Source organism: Pseudomonadota bacterium, from assembly GCA_026388255.1.
GTDB lineage: Bacteria > Desulfobacterota > Syntrophorhabdia > Syntrophorhabdales > Syntrophorhabdaceae > JAPLKB01.
Window position 1 is genome coordinate 1 of the sequence record JAPLKC010000094.1, and the last position, 16,562, is coordinate 16,562.

Here is a 16,562-nt window from a genome sequence, read left to right on the forward strand (position 1 = left end):
TTCCTGAGAAGGAGGCTGATAACCCATCATAGATGTATCTCCTTGTAGTTGAGATGAGTTATTGTATCATATGAAGGCATAAAATGCCAGTTTATTGTATACTATTGTGGACATTGTAGTAAAATAGTTGGACTACACTCGCAAAGGTTAAGAGGATTTGGGCAACAGGCCGTTGAAAATTGAATTCAGACGGTGAATTTACCCCCCCTCAGTCCACTTCTGTTTTCAGTAGACTTCTTCATGAGTTCCAATGTCGATGGGTATAATTTGATTATCCTCAATAATAAAGAAGATTGAGATTCTGTATGATATGTTGATAGATACCGAATGCAGGTCAGATAATCTTCCCTGAAGTTTGTGCACCTTCAACGATGGATGCAAAGGGTTGATTTCCAACAATTTAAGTGTTTTTTCATACTGACTGAGAAGTTCCGGATGTTTCTTGAGAAATTTCTTCGCCCTTTTGTTATAACTATCTGTGTATAGGATTTCAGCCACGAGTTATTCTCTTGATATGTTTCTCAACAGTTTCTTATTTAAACTTGCCTTTTGCAAGATCATCCCTTGCTTCACGCAGAGCCGCCTCCAACTCGCATTCTCTTAAATAGTTATATTGTTCGATGGGTAAAACCACAAAGCGATTCTTGCCTCTCACAGATATAATTGCTTCCTCGCCGGAGCCTGTGGCTTTGTCTAATGCCATAACACCCTTTGTCTTAAGCTCATTGGCAGTAATAACTGTTCCCATTGCAACCTCCTGTTACTGTTAAATAATAATTAGACTACAATATCGTATTCGTACTATTAATGATACTCTTAATAGTGCTTATTGTAAAGATATATAATGCAAGATAATGCAAGCTGGGAGAACTCCTTACTTGTTGTAATTATAATATTCCAGATTAGATCTTTATAAGGGTATATGCCCTTTTGCCAAGCCCCAACTTTTCGGCATGGTCAAGCTGGATATTCCAGTCTATTGTCGGATATATAGCCCTCCATTTATCTTCGCCTTTTTTAAGCTGTTTTTTGATTGCAGTATTCGGAATTGAATTTTCGTTGTTGACAAGGTCACATGATGCAGTATCAATGGATACCGGATCAATGGATGCAAGGATGCCGATATCCCGTACTATCGGGGCATCATTATTAGGGTAGCAGTCACATGCAGGACTTATCTGCATAAGGAAATTCAGGAAAAAGGTTGTTTTTTCTTTTCCTATCAATGCGCCCCATGCATGCTCTACCATCTTTTTTTGAAAAATATCAGGAGATTCGTTCCATTGCACCATAATTGCATTGTATGGGCAAATAATTAAACATTCACCGCACCCGATACATTTGCCTTCATCAATTGATGCTTTTTTAGATGTTACAGAAATGGCGCCTGTCGGGCAGTATTCAAGGCAAAGTTTGCAACCTTTACAAGTTTTAGTGTTAATTGTTGGAGCTACCGAGCTGTGCTGAATCAGTTTCCCTTCTTTTGTAGCACAACCCATACCTAAGTTCTTAAGCGTGCCTCCAAAGCCGGAAAGTTCATGTGCCTTGAAATGTGTTACTGCAACCATACAGTCTGCTTCTACAATTTCTTTAGCAATGCTGACTTCTTTGAGAATTTCACCGTTAATCGCAATTTTAATTCCGCTTTTTCCGCGCAGGCCGTCTGCAATTATAATAGGACAGCCAACGCATGAATAGTCAAAACCATTTTCTATCGCAGTCGCAATGTGCATGACAGCGTCACTCCTGGAGCCTGTATAAAGCGTATTCGTATCGGTAAGAAAAGGTTTTGCTCCTGTCCGTTTTACCCTTTCAACAATGGTTCTAAGAAAGACAGGCCTTAAATACGCCGTATTGCCCTTTTCGCCGAAATGTACTTTAATTGCTACATTATCATTTTTTTTAACAGTATTATCAATCTTCAATCTGTTAAGTAAATCCTCAATTTTGTTTAGAAGATTTCTTTTTGGATTTGTTCTTAAATCTGTAAAATATACCTTTGACACGATGTCTCCTTTTTTATTTAACTTATTTTTATTTAACTTATTGAGAAAATTATGTTAGAAATAATCGGTTTTGTCAACTAAAAGGAGGTTCACTGGATGTTAAATTTTTCTGAGAAACACAGCATGATAAGGATGATCGCAGAAAAAATAGCCAAAGAAAAAATTGCCCCGAGGGCAAAAGAAATAGATGCAACTGGTGCGTTCCCATGGGACCTTGTGGATATATACAAAAAACACGGTTTTCTATATCTTATGCTGCCCGAGCGTTTTGGAGGGCTTGACGGCGATATTACATCTCTCTGTGTTGTTATCGAGGAGCTTGCCAAGGTTTCGGGTGCTCCGTCATTAATACCACTTGCGCATAATGTCGGCTTGATGCCTATAATGGTGGCGGCAAACGACGAACAAAAAGAATATATATATAGTAAAATAGCAGACCCGGATAAGCTTCATCTTGTTGCCTTTGCCTTGACCGAGCCGGAAGGAGGGTCTGATGCATCGCATATGAGAACGACTGCGAAGAAAGATGGCGACTACTTCTATCTGAACGGGAAAAAGTCAATGATAACAAATGGTGCTCATGCGCAGTTTTATACCGTTCTTGCAGCAACGAACCCGGGTTTGAGGACAAAAGGGATATCAGCGTTTTATATTGAGAAGGATTACCCGGGTGTTATTATTGGAAAGAGTGAAGATAAAATGGGTATGAGAGGCTCAGACATGACGGAGTTAGTATTTGATAATGTCAGGCTTACGAAGGATAATTTGCTTGGGAAGGAAGGTGATGGCTGGGACATTGCAATGTCAACGTTGAACCTTTCAAGACCTGCTGTTGGAGCTCAAGCTGTAGGAATTGCGCAAGGGGCATTGGATTTTTCGGTAGAATATGCCTGGAAGAGGATTCAGTTCGGACAAAAGCTTGCAGATTTTGAAGGTATACAGTTTATGGTAGCAGATATGGCAACCCAGGTGGAAGCGTCTCGCGCCCTTGTGTATAACGCTGCCCATTTACTTGATATGAAGGTCTACGAAAGAGATAAGATGAGCGCAATAGGCGTGGATAAACTATCGGCCATGGCGAAGGTTTTTTCTGCTGATGCTGCCATGAAAGTAACAACTGATGCAGTACAAATCCTTGGAGGATACGGCTATACAAAAGAGTATCCTGTGGAGAGGATGATGAGGGATGCCAAAGCCACACAGATCTACGAAGGAACAAACCAGATACAGAGAATAGTTATTGCAAGGGATATATTCAGGAAGTTCATGCCTTAAAAACAGTTCACGGTTCACAGAAAAAATAATGAAACTTTTTTTATGAGATCTTTTTGGATGTAGATAACAAGCTAAAAGCTAAACATTTTAATACATTTTTTCTCGATATTCTTCAGGAATCTCAGGTCTTTCCAAATCCGTAGACGAATCATGTTGAATTTCCATTTTCTCGATAAATTCGAAAACAGGAATTGCCGGGAGTGTCATAAGTTGTACTGTGCCTCTCGATCCTAATTCGATTGATAACCTTGCAACCGTTTCATTATTGGGTGCTTCGAGGATGTTTACAAAATCAAACTCACCTAAAAGAGCGTATTGGGTGAGGACTTTTACACCCATTTTTTCAATTTCTTTATCGACTTCTTTGATGCGATCCGGTTGTCTCTTAATTGTTGCCCTGCCTTCATCGGTAAGTTTACTAAACATAATATATATAGGCATAATAAGGTTACCCCCAATTTTTTGTTTAGAGTATAACCCCCCATACCTTGTTGTCAATAGATTTTTTATTATTCACTGCTCCTGATGATCCCTCCGCAGACAATTGCATCATCTTTGTATATAACCACAGACTGCCCTGGTGCTATTGAATATAGGGGATTTTTAAAATCTATATATAAAAGATCATCCGATATTGTAAATGTACAGGCCTCTTCTTTTTGCCTGTATCGTACTTTTGCGGAGAGACTACCGGGGGCAAGACCGGGCGGCGCATTCATATTAAAAAAATTTGTACTATGGGCTACAAGTTTTTTTCTTTTGAGATATTCTTTTGGTCCGACAATCAGGGTATTTTTGTCCGGGATGATCTCGATAACGTATAAAGGTTCTTTATATGGAATATTCAGACCTCTTCTCTGGCCGATTGTGTACAGGTGAATGCCATTATGCATCCCCATGAATGTACCTTCAGCATGGTAAACCGGTCCTTCTTTTAATTCCATGTAATTTGATAGGAAATCTCTATAATTCCCTTCAGGAATAAAACAGATATCCTGGCTTTCCTTGACATTTTGCAGATTCCAGCCCAACTTACCTGCATTAACTCTTAAGTTGTCTTTTGTATAAGTTCCAAGGGGGAAAAGGATGTGTTTCAACAGTCCTTCTTTAATCGGGTATAAAAAATAGGATTGATCTTTTGCCTTATCTGTTCCTTTTCTTATTGTATAACCGCCCGATGTTTGATCTATAATTGCATAATGGCCGGTGGCGATTTTATCTGCCCCAATGGACAATGCTTTATCGAGAAAAGATTGAAACTTGATGTATTTATTGCAGAGGATACAGGGATTAGGGGTTCTACCATGCTTATATTCATTTAAGAAATTATTTATTACATGCTCCTCAAACTCTTTCCTCATATTAATTATATAGTGTGGTATAGAAAGGTCGTTCGCCATCTTCTTGGCCCTGTGAATAGTTTCTATTGAACAGCACGCCTTCGGGTTTTTAGTGCTCTTAATTGCTTCAGGTAGAAGTTGAAAGGTAATTCCTACTACTTTATAACCCTTCTGTTTGAGAAGATACGCAGTAAATGAGCTGTCTATGCCTCCGCTCATAGCAATGAATACGGTTTCCATCGCACATAGAATAACATATGGCATGACTGTTTGCAGTAATAAGTAAATAAATCGGTATCTCAGGAATCTCATTGAAAGTTTATATTGATTATAGTATTATCAAACTGGGAGGAATATATAGATGAGTAAAAAATTAAAGTTATCGATAAGCGTTTTTTTCGTCTTCATTTTTGTTCTCGGTTTTCTTATTGGCGCACAAGGAAAAAAGACATATGCAACAGGTGCTGACAGTAAGGAAATGTATGAATATTTGAAGACATTCTCAGATGTTATCGACTTGGTAAAGAAAAACTATGTTGATGATGTGAAGGATAAAGAAGTTGTCTATGCCGCAATAAAAGGGATTCTCGAATCTCTTGACCCTCATTCTTCCTTTTTAACGCCCGATATGTATAAAGATATGCAGAGCGAGACGAAAGGTGAATTTGGGGGCATCGGCATTGAAATTACAATAAAAGATGGATTCCCGACCGTTATCGCACCAATAGAAGATACGCCCGCATACAAGGCCGGTATAAAAACAGGGGACCATATTCTCAAGATAGACGGCAAGCTGGCAAGAAATATGGGTCTTATGGATGTTGTTAAGTTGATAAGAGGCTCCAAGGGCAAGCCTGTTACACTCACTATTATGAGAGACGGTTTTGCTTCACCCAGGGATTTTAATGTTGTGCGGGATGTTATAGTAGTTAAAAGTGTGAAATACAGAATGTTGGAAGACAATTATGGATATGTCCGTATTGCCCAGTTTCAGGAAAAAACAACAAAAGACCTCGACAATGCCATAAAAGAACTGGAAAAAGCCAATAAAGACAAACCGCTCAAGGGCATTGTACTTGACCTGAGAAATAATCCCGGTGGACTCCTGGAGCAAGCCGTTGAGGTCTCTGATAAGTTTCTTGCCGATGGCCTTATCGTCTATATAGAGGGCAAAAAAAAGGATGATAGTAAAGTAAAATTTTATGCAAACAAGAAGAACGATTATATGGGTCCGCTCGTAGTATTGGTGAATGATGGAAGTGCAAGCGCGGCTGAGATAGTTTCGGGTGCTTTGCAAGATTACAAAAGGGCTATTTTAGTGGGAACAAAGACTTTTGGAAAAGGTTCTGTACAGACGATTTTTCCGCTTGGCGATGGCTCGGCTGTGAGACTGACGACAGCAAAATATTTTACTCCAAAAGGCAGGTCTATACAGGCAGAAGGCATAACGCCCGATATAATTGTTGATAATAATGTAACAAAAGGAAAAGAAAAGGTTGTTCCAATTAAGGAGAAAGACCTGGAAAGACATATTGAATCGGATAAAAATGCAACAAAACCCGGAGAGAACGAAGATAGCAGTAAAAAAATAACCAGTGAAGACGATTTTCAATTATCTATGGGACTCCAGATATTAAAAGGCTGGGAAGCACTGAGGGGGAAGTAAAGAAGAAAACAATAAGGAAGCGAAGAGGATGAGAGAAGCTAAAGGATTCCGGTTTCTCTCATCCTCTTTTTGTATAAGCTGCTGTCTCAACCTCTACTTTTTTCTAAATAATGCTTTATTTTGTTATGTATTGTTCGATTGCTTCTGCAAGCCCGTTTGTATCGTGTTTTCCCGATTCTATGTGAACTTCAATATTGTTCTTTCGTAATGTTTCGGTGGTAATCGGTCCTATCGAGGCAATCAATGTGTTGTTAAGCGCCTTTCTGCCGTAAATTTTCAAAAAGTTGCTTACCGTTGATGAACTTGTAAATGTGATGATGTCAGGTTTTTCTGTCAACAGGGCAGGCGTTTCAGGCAAAGAGGCCTTGTAAAGAGGAACAACGTCGCATTTACCGCCCTGATTCTTTATGTAATCTACAATAACATCACGGGCATCCTTTGCCCTGGGAAGCAGGAATACATTATCCTTTATATCCAAATCTTTCAGCACATGAACAATCCCTTCGGAAGTGAATTGTTCAGGGACAAGATCCGGAACGATACCAACGGATTTTAAAAAAGAGGCAGTAGCCTCTCCTATGGGCAAAACTTTTATACCGTACAAATCTCTTGCATCCATCCCTATCTTAAAAAGATTATCAAAGAAAATTGATGCACCGTTTACACTCGTAAATATGATGCAGTAGTAACTCCTGATCCTTTTAAATGATTTCAGGAGGGCTTTGTTCGGATCAATAGGCTCTATCTCGATTGTGGGTATGTAAATTACGCGGGCGCCCTTTTCCATAAGCACGCTGCCGAATTTTGTCGATTGACGGGGAGGCCTTGTGACGGCGATCTTTTTTCCGAAAAGCGGTTTTTTTTCAAACCATTTCAAACGTTCTCTTAATCCGGCTACATTGCCTACAACAATAACTCCCGGAGGTTTTATGCCCTCTGCCTTCGCTAATACATCAATTTCCTTTAAATTCCCCGAAACAACTTTTTGCTCCGGCAGAGTACCCCACTGGATTACACATGCAGGTGTGCATGGGTCCTTGCCTGCTTTGATTAAATTTCTCTTAATATCCTTCAGATTTTTTATACCCATTAAAAACACAAGCGTGTCGCAGCCGTGGGCAAGGGCATCCCATCTGATTGTTGATTCTGTCTTTGATGCGTCCTCATGGCCTGTGATAAATGCCACCGAAGAGGCATATTCTCTGTGGGTCAGAGGGATGCCTGCGTAAGCCGGTGCCGATATGGCAGACGTTACCCCGGGGACAATCTCGAAGTCTACCCTGTGTTCTGCCAGAAATTCTGCCTCTTCACCTCCTCTGCCGAACATAAAAGGGTCGCCGCCTTTAAGTCTGACAACAAGGCCTTTTTCCTTTGCTTTTTTGACTAATAGTGCATTGATATCGGCTTGTGGCATTTCATGACAGGAGGCCTGCTTACCGACATAAATAAGCTCTGCATCATTTCCGGCAAAACCGAGCAGATCTTTGTTAATAAGATAGTCATAAATGATAGTATCTGCCCCTTTGATCAATTTAAGCCCTCTCAGGGTAATGAGCTTCGGATCGCCAGGACCTGCACCTACAAGGTATACTTTACCCATATATTATCCTTAGTTTAATCTTAGCGGTTCAATCCCCGCAGCTTGCTGCGAAAACTTTTTTAATTTTTGCCCTTGTTGCCCCTCCGCTTGCGAAGGGGCAGTTTATTACATCAGACAGGAAGCCATAGCCGTGAGCTTCTTGGAATTATACATTATAATATATACAGGTTCAAACAGTTAATATGTCATCCCAACCTTCTTGCGTATGAACACCGAATTGTTAACCGCCGTTTTCCTGTTGACAATATAATAATAATGATATACATATGTATATATGAAAGGGTTAACAGCCACTCAGAAAAAGGTCCTTGAATTTTTAAAGGCATACTCGGGAAATCATGGGTATCCTCCAACCGTACGGGAGATAGGAGCTTACTTCGGATTTCTCTGGCCTGCTGCAAGGAGACACCTTCAGTCTCTTGCAAAAAAAGGCGTTCTCCGTATAACCCCTTCAAAGTCAAGGGGGATAGAGATTGTAGGTGCTGCGACGGCAGGTACATGCATAGTTCCTGTGCTGGGGAAGGTAAGGGCAGGGGAACCAACACTGGCAATCGAAGAAATTGCCGGGCATATTACTGTTGACAGAGCGCTTTTCCCGGTTGAGGATATTTTTTCTTTAAAAATAATCGGGGACAGCATGAAAGAGGCAGGGATATTCCACGGAGATTTTGTGATAGTGAAACCTCAACATATCATCGGGCATGGAGAGATAGGCGTGGTCATCATCGGCGATGAAGCAACAATTAAGAGAGTTCTTTTTGAGAATGAAAGGGTCATCCTGAAACCGGAAAATAACAATATGGAATCCGTAATATACAACCCAGAAGAAGTAACCATTGCCGGAAAGGTGATAGGTCTTGTCAGAAACAGGATATAGTGGTGTACATAGGAAAGACGTTGACCGTCCTTGCAGTCTTCGACCCTTCATATTGTCTGAAACCTCTCAGGTTCAAGTGGTCGGGGAGGTTTATAAAGGTTGAAGAAATTACCTATACATGGAAATCAAAAGAGGGGAAGAAAGTTATTCATCATTTTTCTTTGACCGATGGTAATGCATTGTATGAGCTGAGTTTTGACAACGAGTCTCTGCTCTGGAGACTTGAAAACCTTGAAGCATGAACCCGAAAATAATTCTATGCATAGACATGGATGCCTATTTTGCATCTGTTGAACAGAAAGCAAATCCCTGTCTCAAGGAAAAGCCCATAGCTGTTATCGGTTCAGGGGCGAGGACGATAATTACCACCTCATCGTATGAGGCGAGGGGATATGGCGTAAAAACAGGCATGAATGTTTATGAAGCAAGGAAACTCTGTCCACATATTATTTTTGTGGTAGGGAATAACCGGAAATATATTGATACCTGCAGGGAGCTTGAAAAGATATACTACAAGGTTACCCCTGACGTCGAGATATACTCGATTGACGAGGCCTTTCTTAATGTAACCGGTACATGCCACCTGTTCGGGAGCCCGGAGGAAATGGGGGTCTCTATTAAGCGACTTGTTAAAAACCGTTTCGGTATCAACTGTACCGTTGGGATAGGACCTAACATTCTTATGGCGAAACTTGCAAGTGATCTTGCAAAACCCAACGGGTTGTGGGAGATAAAACCGGAAGAAGTAACACCCTTACTTGAAAATATGCCGGTAAAGAAGTTGTGGGGAATAGGCATGCATACAGAGAAAAAGCTTGAAGCCATGGGTATCAAAACGTGCGGAGAACTTGGCAGAACACCCGTTAGTATCCTGAGGAGCCGATTTGGCATTATAGGCGAAACCCTGAAAGAAATAGGTATGGGTGTATGCGCAAGAGCCCTTATCACAACAGAAGAAGAGCCTAAATCCATAGGGCACGGCATGACCCTCCCAAAGGATATATGCGACAGGGAAGAGATGGAATCCTATATCCTTCAACTGAGCGAAATGGTGGGAAGGAGGGCAAGAGGATACGGATATATGGGAAAAACGTTGTCCCTTACCTTAAGGTACACTGATTTTGAAACCTTTACAAAACAGACTACATTGCCTTTTTATACTGATGATACCCACAAGATATACCGCCATGTCCTGTCTGTCCTGCACAAGATAAGGCTTAAGGACAGGGTGAGACTCATCGGTGTACGTATCTCCAATATCATAAAAAATCCCCGACAAATGTCTTTATTTGAAGATACTGAAAGGAGAAAATCTCTTCTTAAAGCAATGGACGAGGTCAACAACAGATATGGCGATTTCAAACTGACGTGGGCGGCATATATGAGACAGATAGAGTGCCCGCGTGTCATATCCCCTGCATGGAGACCATCGGGATTGAGGAATGTTGATATAAAGTAGTAATTTTTGTATTATCTATATTACAATTATTTTAGACTTGCTGTAAAATTACGGATAGCAATAATGAGGTGGTTATGTCGGAATTAGTTAGATTCGGGGTATCATTGGAAAAGACTTTACTTGAGAAGTTTGATACGTTTATAAAGGAGAGAAACTATACCAACCGTTCGGAGGCGCTCCGGGATTTAATCCGGCAGGAACTGATAAAAAAGGAATGGCTGCAAGGTGAGGATGTGGCAGGTACAATCACACTCATATATGACCACCACAAGCGAGACTTGCTGAACAAGATTACCGATATTCAACATGATTATCAAAAGCTGATAATCTCAACTCAACATATTCATCTTGACCATGACAATTGCCTTGAAATCATTGCAGCAAGGGGAAACCCGGCGGATTTGCAAAAACTTGCCGATAACATAAGGTCAATAAAGGGCGTCAAGCACGGGACATTGAGTATGTCGAGTGTGGGTAAGAATATCGATTAAATATTTTAGTTTTTCTCATTTCAAATGGTTAGTCCTGTTTTACTGAAATCCAGCTATACCGTTGTCTGTTAGATAATATCGTCAAAGCTCCCAAAGATTCTGTTTTCGGATTTATATGATTTGGCCACATAATCCGGTTATTTCGTCTTGACACTGTGCGATGTGCAGTGTTACAATAATTAAATTAGTAGCACAAATAGTTGCTTTAGCAAAAATGTATTATGAATGCGTTTAAAACTGCGACAAGGGGCTTGTGATGGCATGGCTGAGTTACATGGTAGATTACGGCATCGTAGGACTGCTTCTCCTCCTGTCCGTTATTTCACTGGCAATCTTTGTGGAGCGGTGGTTTTTCCTCAGGAGATTTGATCCAGGTGGTTATGAAGGGAGCAGGCGCACTCTGGAGATAGAAATTACACGAAAGCTGGGAGTAATCGCTTCCATCGGGAGCAATGCACCCTACATTGGTCTTCTCGGGACCGTGCTCGGCATTATGTTGACTTTTAACACGATAGGCGTCGAAGGGTATATGAATGCCACTCGTATTATGGTGGGACTCGCTCTGGCGCTCAAGGCGACCGCCATAGGTCTGGTGGTTGCCATACCATCCATCGTCTTTTACAACAGCCTTTTGCGGCGGGTCAAAGTGATTCTTTTGGAGTGGGATAAATGTCATGAATGAGAAAGAATTTGATTATATCAACATGATCCCCTTCATTGATGTGATGCTTGTGCTTCTCACTATAGCGCTGACCACCGGCACCTTTGCGGCAACGGGCATTATACCTGTAGAACTGCCAAGAGTAGCAGGAAAACATGAAGCGGCTACGGTTACGCAACTTGTGGTGATCGATAAGCACGGCGCTGTCTTTTATCAGGGCAAGTCCATTACCCTCCCGGCTTTCAAGGCTTGTATTGCCGTCATGCCGAGGCAGACACCCTTTCTTATCAGGGCCGACAAGGATATTCCCCTCCAGGGTTTTGTTGAAGTCCTTGATCTCATCAAGACAGGAGGCTTCAAAAGGGTGAGTCTCCAGACCGAATGGATGGGTCAATGAGAGAAAAATACTTGGGAACAGCCATCTCCATCCTGGTGCACACATGTGTCATACTGCCCCTGATGGCTGCTTCTTTTACCGTGCAGAACAGACCGGTCAGGTTGTTAGAGATAGATTTCTCGCTCATGAAGTATCCTTCGCATTCAGAGGGGTATGTACCGAAAGTTGAAAAGGGTACAATTGAGAAGAAACCACGGATTCTTAAAGCAAAGAAGGCACAGAACAAACTAGTAGAGCCGGATCAGCCCGTTAAGCAGATCCCGGCAAATATCCCGGTAAAAGAACAGGTCGAGCCATCTCCTGTACCGACCATTGTCACTGCGTCGGATAGTCAAGGCGAGATGGTCATTCATGGGACGCCGGCGACCTACGCGGGCTCTTCCGGGTCGGGGATATCCCTTTATTCACAAGGCGGTTCTGCCGGTGGCACAGAAGGCGCGGAAGGAGGCGGTTGGGGTACAGGTAAGAGTGGCGGGATCATGCTGGAAGAAGGTAAGGACTACAATTACATCCGTGATGCAGTCATGAAGAATATTGAATACCCGGAATGGGCGAGGAGGATGGGTTTCGAGGGGAAAGTGCTCCTCTCCTTCATAGTGCTGGAAAATGGGACCACAAGCCAGATCAGGGTAGTGAAAAGCTCGGGCTGCCGGTTTCTCGACGACAGTGCAAAAGAGGGGGTTGCAAGAACGGTGATTTCCAAAAAATTGCCTTACAGGGTTGTTGTTCGTCTCCCCATAACCTACAAGCTCCGGGTCTCATAAAGATGAAAGGACATGAATGTGGCCCATTCCACAGAAGCGGCAGCCGGGAGGTGACTGGAACATATCGGCGATGCAGTTCTACGAGAAAGAAATAAATATAAGAGGGACAAGGCCGACCTTGGCTGGAAACACCCTGCCCCCCGGTTAAAGAAAGCGATGTTTAGTGCACCGCCTTCCCTTTATCTATTATAGCAAAGAAGGTGGTGAAAGAAAAGGAGGAAAGTTTAATGAAAAACGCACAAAGAATCACAATAAATCTTCTTCTTTGCACCTTTGTCATGTTTATATCGTTATCCTCGGCGGAAGAGCCAAAGCAAGGAGGAGGGGAGAAAGAGAAAAAGGAAGCAAAAACAATATTGGAAGAAATTACCGTTATAGGCGCTCCGTACATTAATCCCGTTACTCCTATTGAGACCCGTTATGGTACCCAGTATAACGTCGTAACAGAAGAACAGATCAAACAACAGAATGCTTATGACTTCCAGTCCACACTGCGGGACGTGCCGGGGGTTATGTTTCAGAGCAAAAATCTTATGGGAAGTCAAACCAGCCATAGCCTTTACATTCGAGGCCGCGGCGCGAGCCACCCCAGCTCCGATATCAATATTCAGTTTGACGGAGTTCCGCGCTATGGAGCATTGTTCGGACAGGTATTGGGTGACGGTATTGCCGTATCAACAATAGGGGGAATGGAGGTTTACAAAAGCCCGCAGCCGTCTCAGTTCGGCAGTGGTTATGCGTCAATTAATATCCTGCCCAAATATCTGACGAAAGAGGGTCAGGAGGTCGTCCTTAATTCCAGTGCAGGCAGTTATTCCACATTTAATGAAAGCCTTTCCGCTGGTATCAAAAAAGGGCCTTTTGATATCTATGCATCTCAGAGCTGGGCTGAAACAGGCGGCGATCGCAACAATTCCCGCGCCAGGCAACAAAACTACTACGTCAATAGTGGTTATCAAATCAATAAACAATGGAACATCAGGTTATTGATCAACTATGTAAAGGGTGAAACCGAGGCCCCCATGCCGCGCACCATACCCAATGCAGCTAACGGAGTGAACTGGCCCGGAGCAGAACGCTATGATACCGAAACCTCATTCACCACATTGACACTTAACCACCAATACGACCAGTTCAGCGGTTATCTTAAAGGCTATTGGAATGATACCAATTTTGACCTGTTGCAGGAATTGACGAACGGTAAACGCTATGCTAACGGCTCCGGCGGAGTTAGGTCTTTGCAGGAGGTCAGGCTTTATGGAATAAGGGGTAAAGAAAAACTTAATCTTTGGCCGGGTGGAGAAATTCTGGTCGGGGTAGACTTGGATATGACCAGTCTGAAGAACACACAACAAACATACAGTGGGCTGGCGCATGCAGGAATTATAAATGGTCTGTCAAGAAGAGTCTGGGATTTTCCCGATACAACGCTCTTTTCTCCTTATACGGCCGTGAGTCAGATATTCGGTCACCCTGAAAGCTTTCATATTACTCCATCGGCAGGTTTCCGTTATTATAATCACAACGAGTTTGAAGATAAGTCGGCAGCACAGGGAGGTTTGGTGATGGGCTACGGAAACACCGACCTCAACATCAATTACTCCCGGGGCGTCAACTATCCTTCCCCGATAGTCCTGATGAACATGGTGCTTACCAATGCTCCAGTTAGTAATCCCAGGAAGATAAAGCCGGAAGTAGTGGACCACTACGAAGCAGGTTTAACCCAAAAATGGCCGAAAATAGCTTCTTTAGGGGCAACTGTTTTCTGTGACAAGGGAAAAGATCGATTCCAGGCATATATGTTCGGCGCTGTTCCACTCCGATTTAACGACCCTATCGGCCAATACGAGATTCGCGGACTGGAACTCACAGGCACAGTAAACCCTATGAAAAACCTTGAGTTGTTTGCCGGTGCCACATGGCTGCAAGCCCAAGCCACTGGTCAGGACAGAATTGAACGTGATCATCTGCCCTATACCCCAGGTTTTCAGTTTCAGTCCGGAGTCAACTGGACATTTCTTGAGAATTACCGGCTTTTCATGGATATGCAGCACCTAAGGGACCTGTATCAAAGCACGGCCTCTCGCAGTAGCACTCTTAACATTACTGACCCTACTGCTATCAACAAACTGGACGACATCACACTGTTTAACGCCCGGGTGAGCTATCGCTTCGATTACAGGTCGTTGCGACTGAGCGAGTCAGAGGTTTTTTTAGCAGTAAACAACATTTTCAATCAGTATTATGAATATGCCAAGGGCTATCCCATGCCTGGAACAACGTTTTCTGCCGGATTCAGTATGAAATTTAACTAAACTTACTTATTGCAAAACGGATGGAATTGAAGAGGATAGGTAAATGCGGATAAAAAAGAAGTTTCTTCTCGTTATTGTGGCAATGGTGCTGGTGTGCTTTTTTACCGGCTGTTCGAATAAGTCAAAAGAAGGAAGTGAGCACACTTTCCGTAGTATTGTGACATCGGATACTATCCTGTCCGGAATGATTGCTTCGCTTCTGCCTCGGGATTGTTATTCTGTCGAAGCTATACTACCTCCAGGGCAATGTCCGGGTCATTACGATGTAAAACTGACGGATATCGAAAAAATTAAAAAAGCTGCTCTGAATGTTTCATTCAGGGGCATGCTGTTCATGGATAAAGCCGGTGTGAATGGTGGAGCACAACTTCCTGTGGACGCCGGAAGCCACAACTGGATGGCGCCGGATTCATATATATACGGCTTGGGCCTGCTTGCCGATGGACTTTCAAAACGTTTCCCCGAAGACAAGGCTGAAATAATGCGCCGGAAAGAACAAACAATCCGCGAGGTAAGGGAAGAGGCAAATTCACTCCTTCAGAGGGTCAGGCAGGCAGGAATCTTCGGAAAACCTATTATTGCTTCATCCATGCAGAAAGAGCCGCTCGAGTGGATGGGCTTCCGCATTGTGGGAGAATATGGTAGACCGGAGGCGATGTCTACAAGGGAATTTGTGCGTCTTTCAAAAATCGGAAAGGATCAACATGCAATCATCGTTGTGGACAATTTACAATCCGGGCCTGACGTTGGAAAGGGAATCGCTGAAATACTGGGATTGCCGCATGTTGTCCTGACAAATTTTCCATCGGAAAAGGGGTATCTTACTACACTTGGAGACAATGTAAACACTGTGCTTAAAGCAGCGATGCGAAAATGAAACCCAATTGCTTAAGGTGATGAATTAATTTATGAGTAAATACATTATAGAACTTAACAATATAACTGTCCGAAAGACAAAGAGATTACTTTTGGACGGAATAAGTCTTAGCGTGTTGCCCAACGAGTTTGTCGGGATTATCGGCCCCAACGGCGCCGGGAAGACCACGCTTCTCAATGTCATAGCCGGATTTGAAAAGTTCGAGGGTGCGCTCAATCTTTTTGGACATAGTGAGACGTGGACGCGATCCCGTGAGACGAGACTTAGCATCGGTTATGTTCCGCAATTATTCCAAGTTGATCCTGCATTTCCTATTCTGGCGTCGGAAGCCGTGATGACAGGCGCAATCGGCCGGCTCGGACTGTTCTGCTCGCCGGGCAAAAAAGAGAGAGAGGAGACGATGCAACTTATGGAAGTGATGCGTATAGCCCATCTTGCTGAAAGGCCGCTGGGTCATCTTTCCGGCGGCGAACGACAGAAGGTGTCGCTGGCGCGCGCCATCCTTCAGCAACCGGACATCCTTCTCATGGATGAACCGACCGCAAATCTGGACATTGCTGTCCAGAAGGAAGTCTTGAACCTAATCAATGAAATTCACCAAAGGGAAAATTTGACGTTTCTTTTTGTCACGCATGATTTTACCATGCTACCGGCCGCAATGCAGCGTGCGGTACTGCTGGATCACGGCAGAATAGTTTTTGACGGGGACATCAACACCGCAATGTCGAGTGAGATGCTGAGCAGGTTATTTCAGTATCCGCTGGAGACTTTTGAACGTAACGGCAGGAGATTTGTTTCCTATGACTGAGCATTTGATCGATGTTCTTGCTTATC

Annotated in this window: 18 protein-coding genes; 12 read left to right on the top strand and 6 right to left on the bottom strand. The window is 42.9% G+C overall.

Annotated features, from left to right (window positions below; translation table 11 throughout):
* Positions 1-225 precede the first annotated feature (225 nt).
* The 3 genes from NT178_14330 to NT178_14340 all read right to left on the bottom strand — a co-directional run bounded on the left by NT178_14330 (position 226) and on the right by NT178_14340 (position 2,009).
* Positions 226-498, bottom strand: coding sequence for a plasmid stabilization protein (locus NT178_14330; GenBank protein ID MCX5813704.1), 273 nt, complete (start codon positions 496-498; stop codon positions 226-228).
* 34 nt (positions 499-532) lie between these two features.
* A complete protein-coding gene (locus NT178_14335; GenBank protein MCX5813705.1) occupies positions 533-748 on the bottom strand; it encodes a type II toxin-antitoxin system Phd/YefM family antitoxin in 216 nt (71 codons plus the stop codon).
* Between the two features lie 154 nt (positions 749-902).
* The gene (locus tag NT178_14340) at positions 903-2,009 is read right to left on the bottom strand and encodes a DUF362 domain-containing protein (GenBank protein ID MCX5813706.1); all 1,107 of its coding nucleotides are present in this window, start codon (positions 2,007-2,009) and stop codon (positions 903-905) included.
* 93 nt (positions 2,010-2,102) lie between these two features.
* On the opposite strand from NT178_14340, the gene NT178_14345 reads away from it, so the two are divergent.
* Positions 2,103-3,281, top strand: coding sequence for an acyl-CoA dehydrogenase family protein (locus NT178_14345; GenBank protein ID MCX5813707.1), 1,179 nt, complete (start codon positions 2,103-2,105; stop codon positions 3,279-3,281).
* Between the two features lie 87 nt (positions 3,282-3,368).
* Here the strand turns inward: NT178_14345 and NT178_14350 are convergent, their stop codons facing one another.
* A complete protein-coding gene (locus tag NT178_14350) occupies positions 3,369-3,722 on the bottom strand; it encodes a GYD domain-containing protein (GenBank protein ID MCX5813708.1) in 354 nt (117 codons plus the stop codon).
* 68 nt (positions 3,723-3,790) lie between these two features.
* Complete coding sequence (gene mnmA, locus NT178_14355; GenBank protein MCX5813709.1) at positions 3,791-4,861, bottom strand: tRNA 2-thiouridine(34) synthase MnmA; 1,071 nt, start codon at positions 4,859-4,861, stop codon at positions 3,791-3,793.
* Between the two features lie 121 nt (positions 4,862-4,982).
* Between mnmA and NT178_14360 the strand changes: the two genes are divergently transcribed.
* Positions 4,983-6,287, top strand: a complete 1,305-nt coding sequence (locus NT178_14360; protein ID MCX5813710.1) for a S41 family peptidase — start codon at positions 4,983-4,985, stop codon at positions 6,285-6,287.
* Positions 6,288-6,402: 115 nt separating this feature from the next.
* On the opposite strand, the gene cobA is transcribed toward NT178_14360, so the two are convergent.
* On the bottom strand, positions 6,403-7,887 hold the full coding sequence (cobA, locus tag NT178_14365) for a uroporphyrinogen-III C-methyltransferase (GenBank protein ID MCX5813711.1): 1,485 nt from the start codon (positions 7,885-7,887) through the stop codon (positions 6,403-6,405).
* A 274-nt stretch (positions 7,888-8,161) separates the two neighbouring features.
* On the opposite strand from cobA, the gene lexA reads away from it, so the two are divergent.
* The 10 genes from lexA to NT178_14415 all read left to right on the top strand — a co-directional run bounded on the left by lexA (position 8,162) and on the right by NT178_14415 (position 16,536).
* Positions 8,162-8,764, top strand: a complete 603-nt coding sequence (gene lexA, locus NT178_14370) for a transcriptional repressor LexA (protein MCX5813712.1) — start codon at positions 8,162-8,164, stop codon at positions 8,762-8,764.
* A gap of 2 nt (positions 8,765-8,766) precedes the next feature.
* The gene (locus NT178_14375) at positions 8,767-9,006 is read left to right on the top strand and encodes a hypothetical protein (GenBank protein MCX5813713.1); all 240 of its coding nucleotides are present in this window, start codon (positions 8,767-8,769) and stop codon (positions 9,004-9,006) included.
* The gene (dinB, locus tag NT178_14380; protein ID MCX5813714.1) at positions 9,003-10,223 is read left to right on the top strand and encodes a DNA polymerase IV; all 1,221 of its coding nucleotides are present in this window, start codon (positions 9,003-9,005) and stop codon (positions 10,221-10,223) included. Before NT178_14375 ends, dinB begins: the two co-directional genes overlap by 4 nt.
* A gap of 74 nt (positions 10,224-10,297) precedes the next feature.
* Positions 10,298-10,714 carry a nickel-responsive transcriptional regulator NikR gene (nikR, locus tag NT178_14385; GenBank protein ID MCX5813715.1) on the top strand — a complete coding sequence of 139 codons (417 nt, stop codon included), beginning with the start codon at positions 10,298-10,300 and terminating at the stop codon, positions 10,712-10,714.
* A gap of 256 nt (positions 10,715-10,970) precedes the next feature.
* Positions 10,971-11,396 (top strand): TonB-system energizer ExbB, encoded by a 426-nt coding sequence (exbB, locus tag NT178_14390; GenBank protein ID MCX5813716.1) that lies wholly within the window; start codon positions 10,971-10,973, stop codon positions 11,394-11,396.
* Positions 11,389-11,772: a biopolymer transporter ExbD gene (locus tag NT178_14395; GenBank protein ID MCX5813717.1), complete on the top strand. Its 384-nt coding sequence runs from the start codon at positions 11,389-11,391 to the stop codon at positions 11,770-11,772. The genes exbB and NT178_14395 overlap by 8 nt, the downstream gene beginning before the upstream one ends.
* Positions 11,769-12,536: a TonB family protein gene (locus tag NT178_14400; protein ID MCX5813718.1), complete on the top strand. Its 768-nt coding sequence runs from the start codon at positions 11,769-11,771 to the stop codon at positions 12,534-12,536. Before NT178_14395 ends, NT178_14400 begins: the two co-directional genes overlap by 4 nt.
* 227 nt (positions 12,537-12,763) lie before the next feature.
* A complete protein-coding gene (locus NT178_14405; protein ID MCX5813719.1) occupies positions 12,764-14,851 on the top strand; it encodes a TonB-dependent receptor plug domain-containing protein in 2,088 nt (695 codons plus the stop codon).
* 43 nt (positions 14,852-14,894) lie between these two features.
* The gene (locus NT178_14410; GenBank protein MCX5813720.1) at positions 14,895-15,728 is read left to right on the top strand and encodes a zinc ABC transporter substrate-binding protein; all 834 of its coding nucleotides are present in this window, start codon (positions 14,895-14,897) and stop codon (positions 15,726-15,728) included.
* Positions 15,729-15,759: 31 nt separating this feature from the next.
* Complete coding sequence (locus tag NT178_14415; GenBank protein ID MCX5813721.1) at positions 15,760-16,536, top strand: metal ABC transporter ATP-binding protein; 777 nt, start codon at positions 15,760-15,762, stop codon at positions 16,534-16,536.
* Positions 16,537-16,562 lie beyond the last annotated feature (26 nt).

Coding starts and splice junctions, on each gene's coding strand:
- NT178_14335 (MCX5813705.1), bottom strand. CDS start 748: ATGGGAACAGTTATTACTGCCAATGAGCTTAAGACAAAGGGTGTTATG.
- NT178_14345 (MCX5813707.1), top strand. CDS start 2,103: ATGTTAAATTTTTCTGAGAAACACAGCATGATAAGGATGATCGCAGAA.
- NT178_14350 (MCX5813708.1), bottom strand. CDS start 3,722: ATGCCTATATATATTATGTTTAGTAAACTTACCGATGAAGGCAGGGCA.
- mnmA (MCX5813709.1), bottom strand. CDS start 4,861: ATGGAAACCGTATTCATTGCTATGAGCGGAGGCATAGACAGCTCATTT.
- NT178_14360 (MCX5813710.1), top strand. CDS start 4,983: ATGAGTAAAAAATTAAAGTTATCGATAAGCGTTTTTTTCGTCTTCATT.
- cobA (MCX5813711.1), bottom strand. CDS start 7,887: ATGGGTAAAGTATACCTTGTAGGTGCAGGTCCTGGCGATCCGAAGCTC.
- lexA (MCX5813712.1), top strand. CDS start 8,162: ATGAAAGGGTTAACAGCCACTCAGAAAAAGGTCCTTGAATTTTTAAAG.
- dinB (MCX5813714.1), top strand. CDS start 9,003: ATGAACCCGAAAATAATTCTATGCATAGACATGGATGCCTATTTTGCA.
- nikR (MCX5813715.1), top strand. CDS start 10,298: ATGTCGGAATTAGTTAGATTCGGGGTATCATTGGAAAAGACTTTACTT.
- exbB (MCX5813716.1), top strand. CDS start 10,971: ATGGCATGGCTGAGTTACATGGTAGATTACGGCATCGTAGGACTGCTT.
- NT178_14395 (MCX5813717.1), top strand. CDS start 11,389: ATGAATGAGAAAGAATTTGATTATATCAACATGATCCCCTTCATTGAT.
- NT178_14400 (MCX5813718.1), top strand. CDS start 11,769: ATGAGAGAAAAATACTTGGGAACAGCCATCTCCATCCTGGTGCACACA.
- NT178_14405 (MCX5813719.1), top strand. CDS start 12,764: ATGAAAAACGCACAAAGAATCACAATAAATCTTCTTCTTTGCACCTTT.
- NT178_14410 (MCX5813720.1), top strand. CDS start 14,895: ATGCGGATAAAAAAGAAGTTTCTTCTCGTTATTGTGGCAATGGTGCTG.
- NT178_14415 (MCX5813721.1), top strand. CDS start 15,760: ATGAGTAAATACATTATAGAACTTAACAATATAACTGTCCGAAAGACA.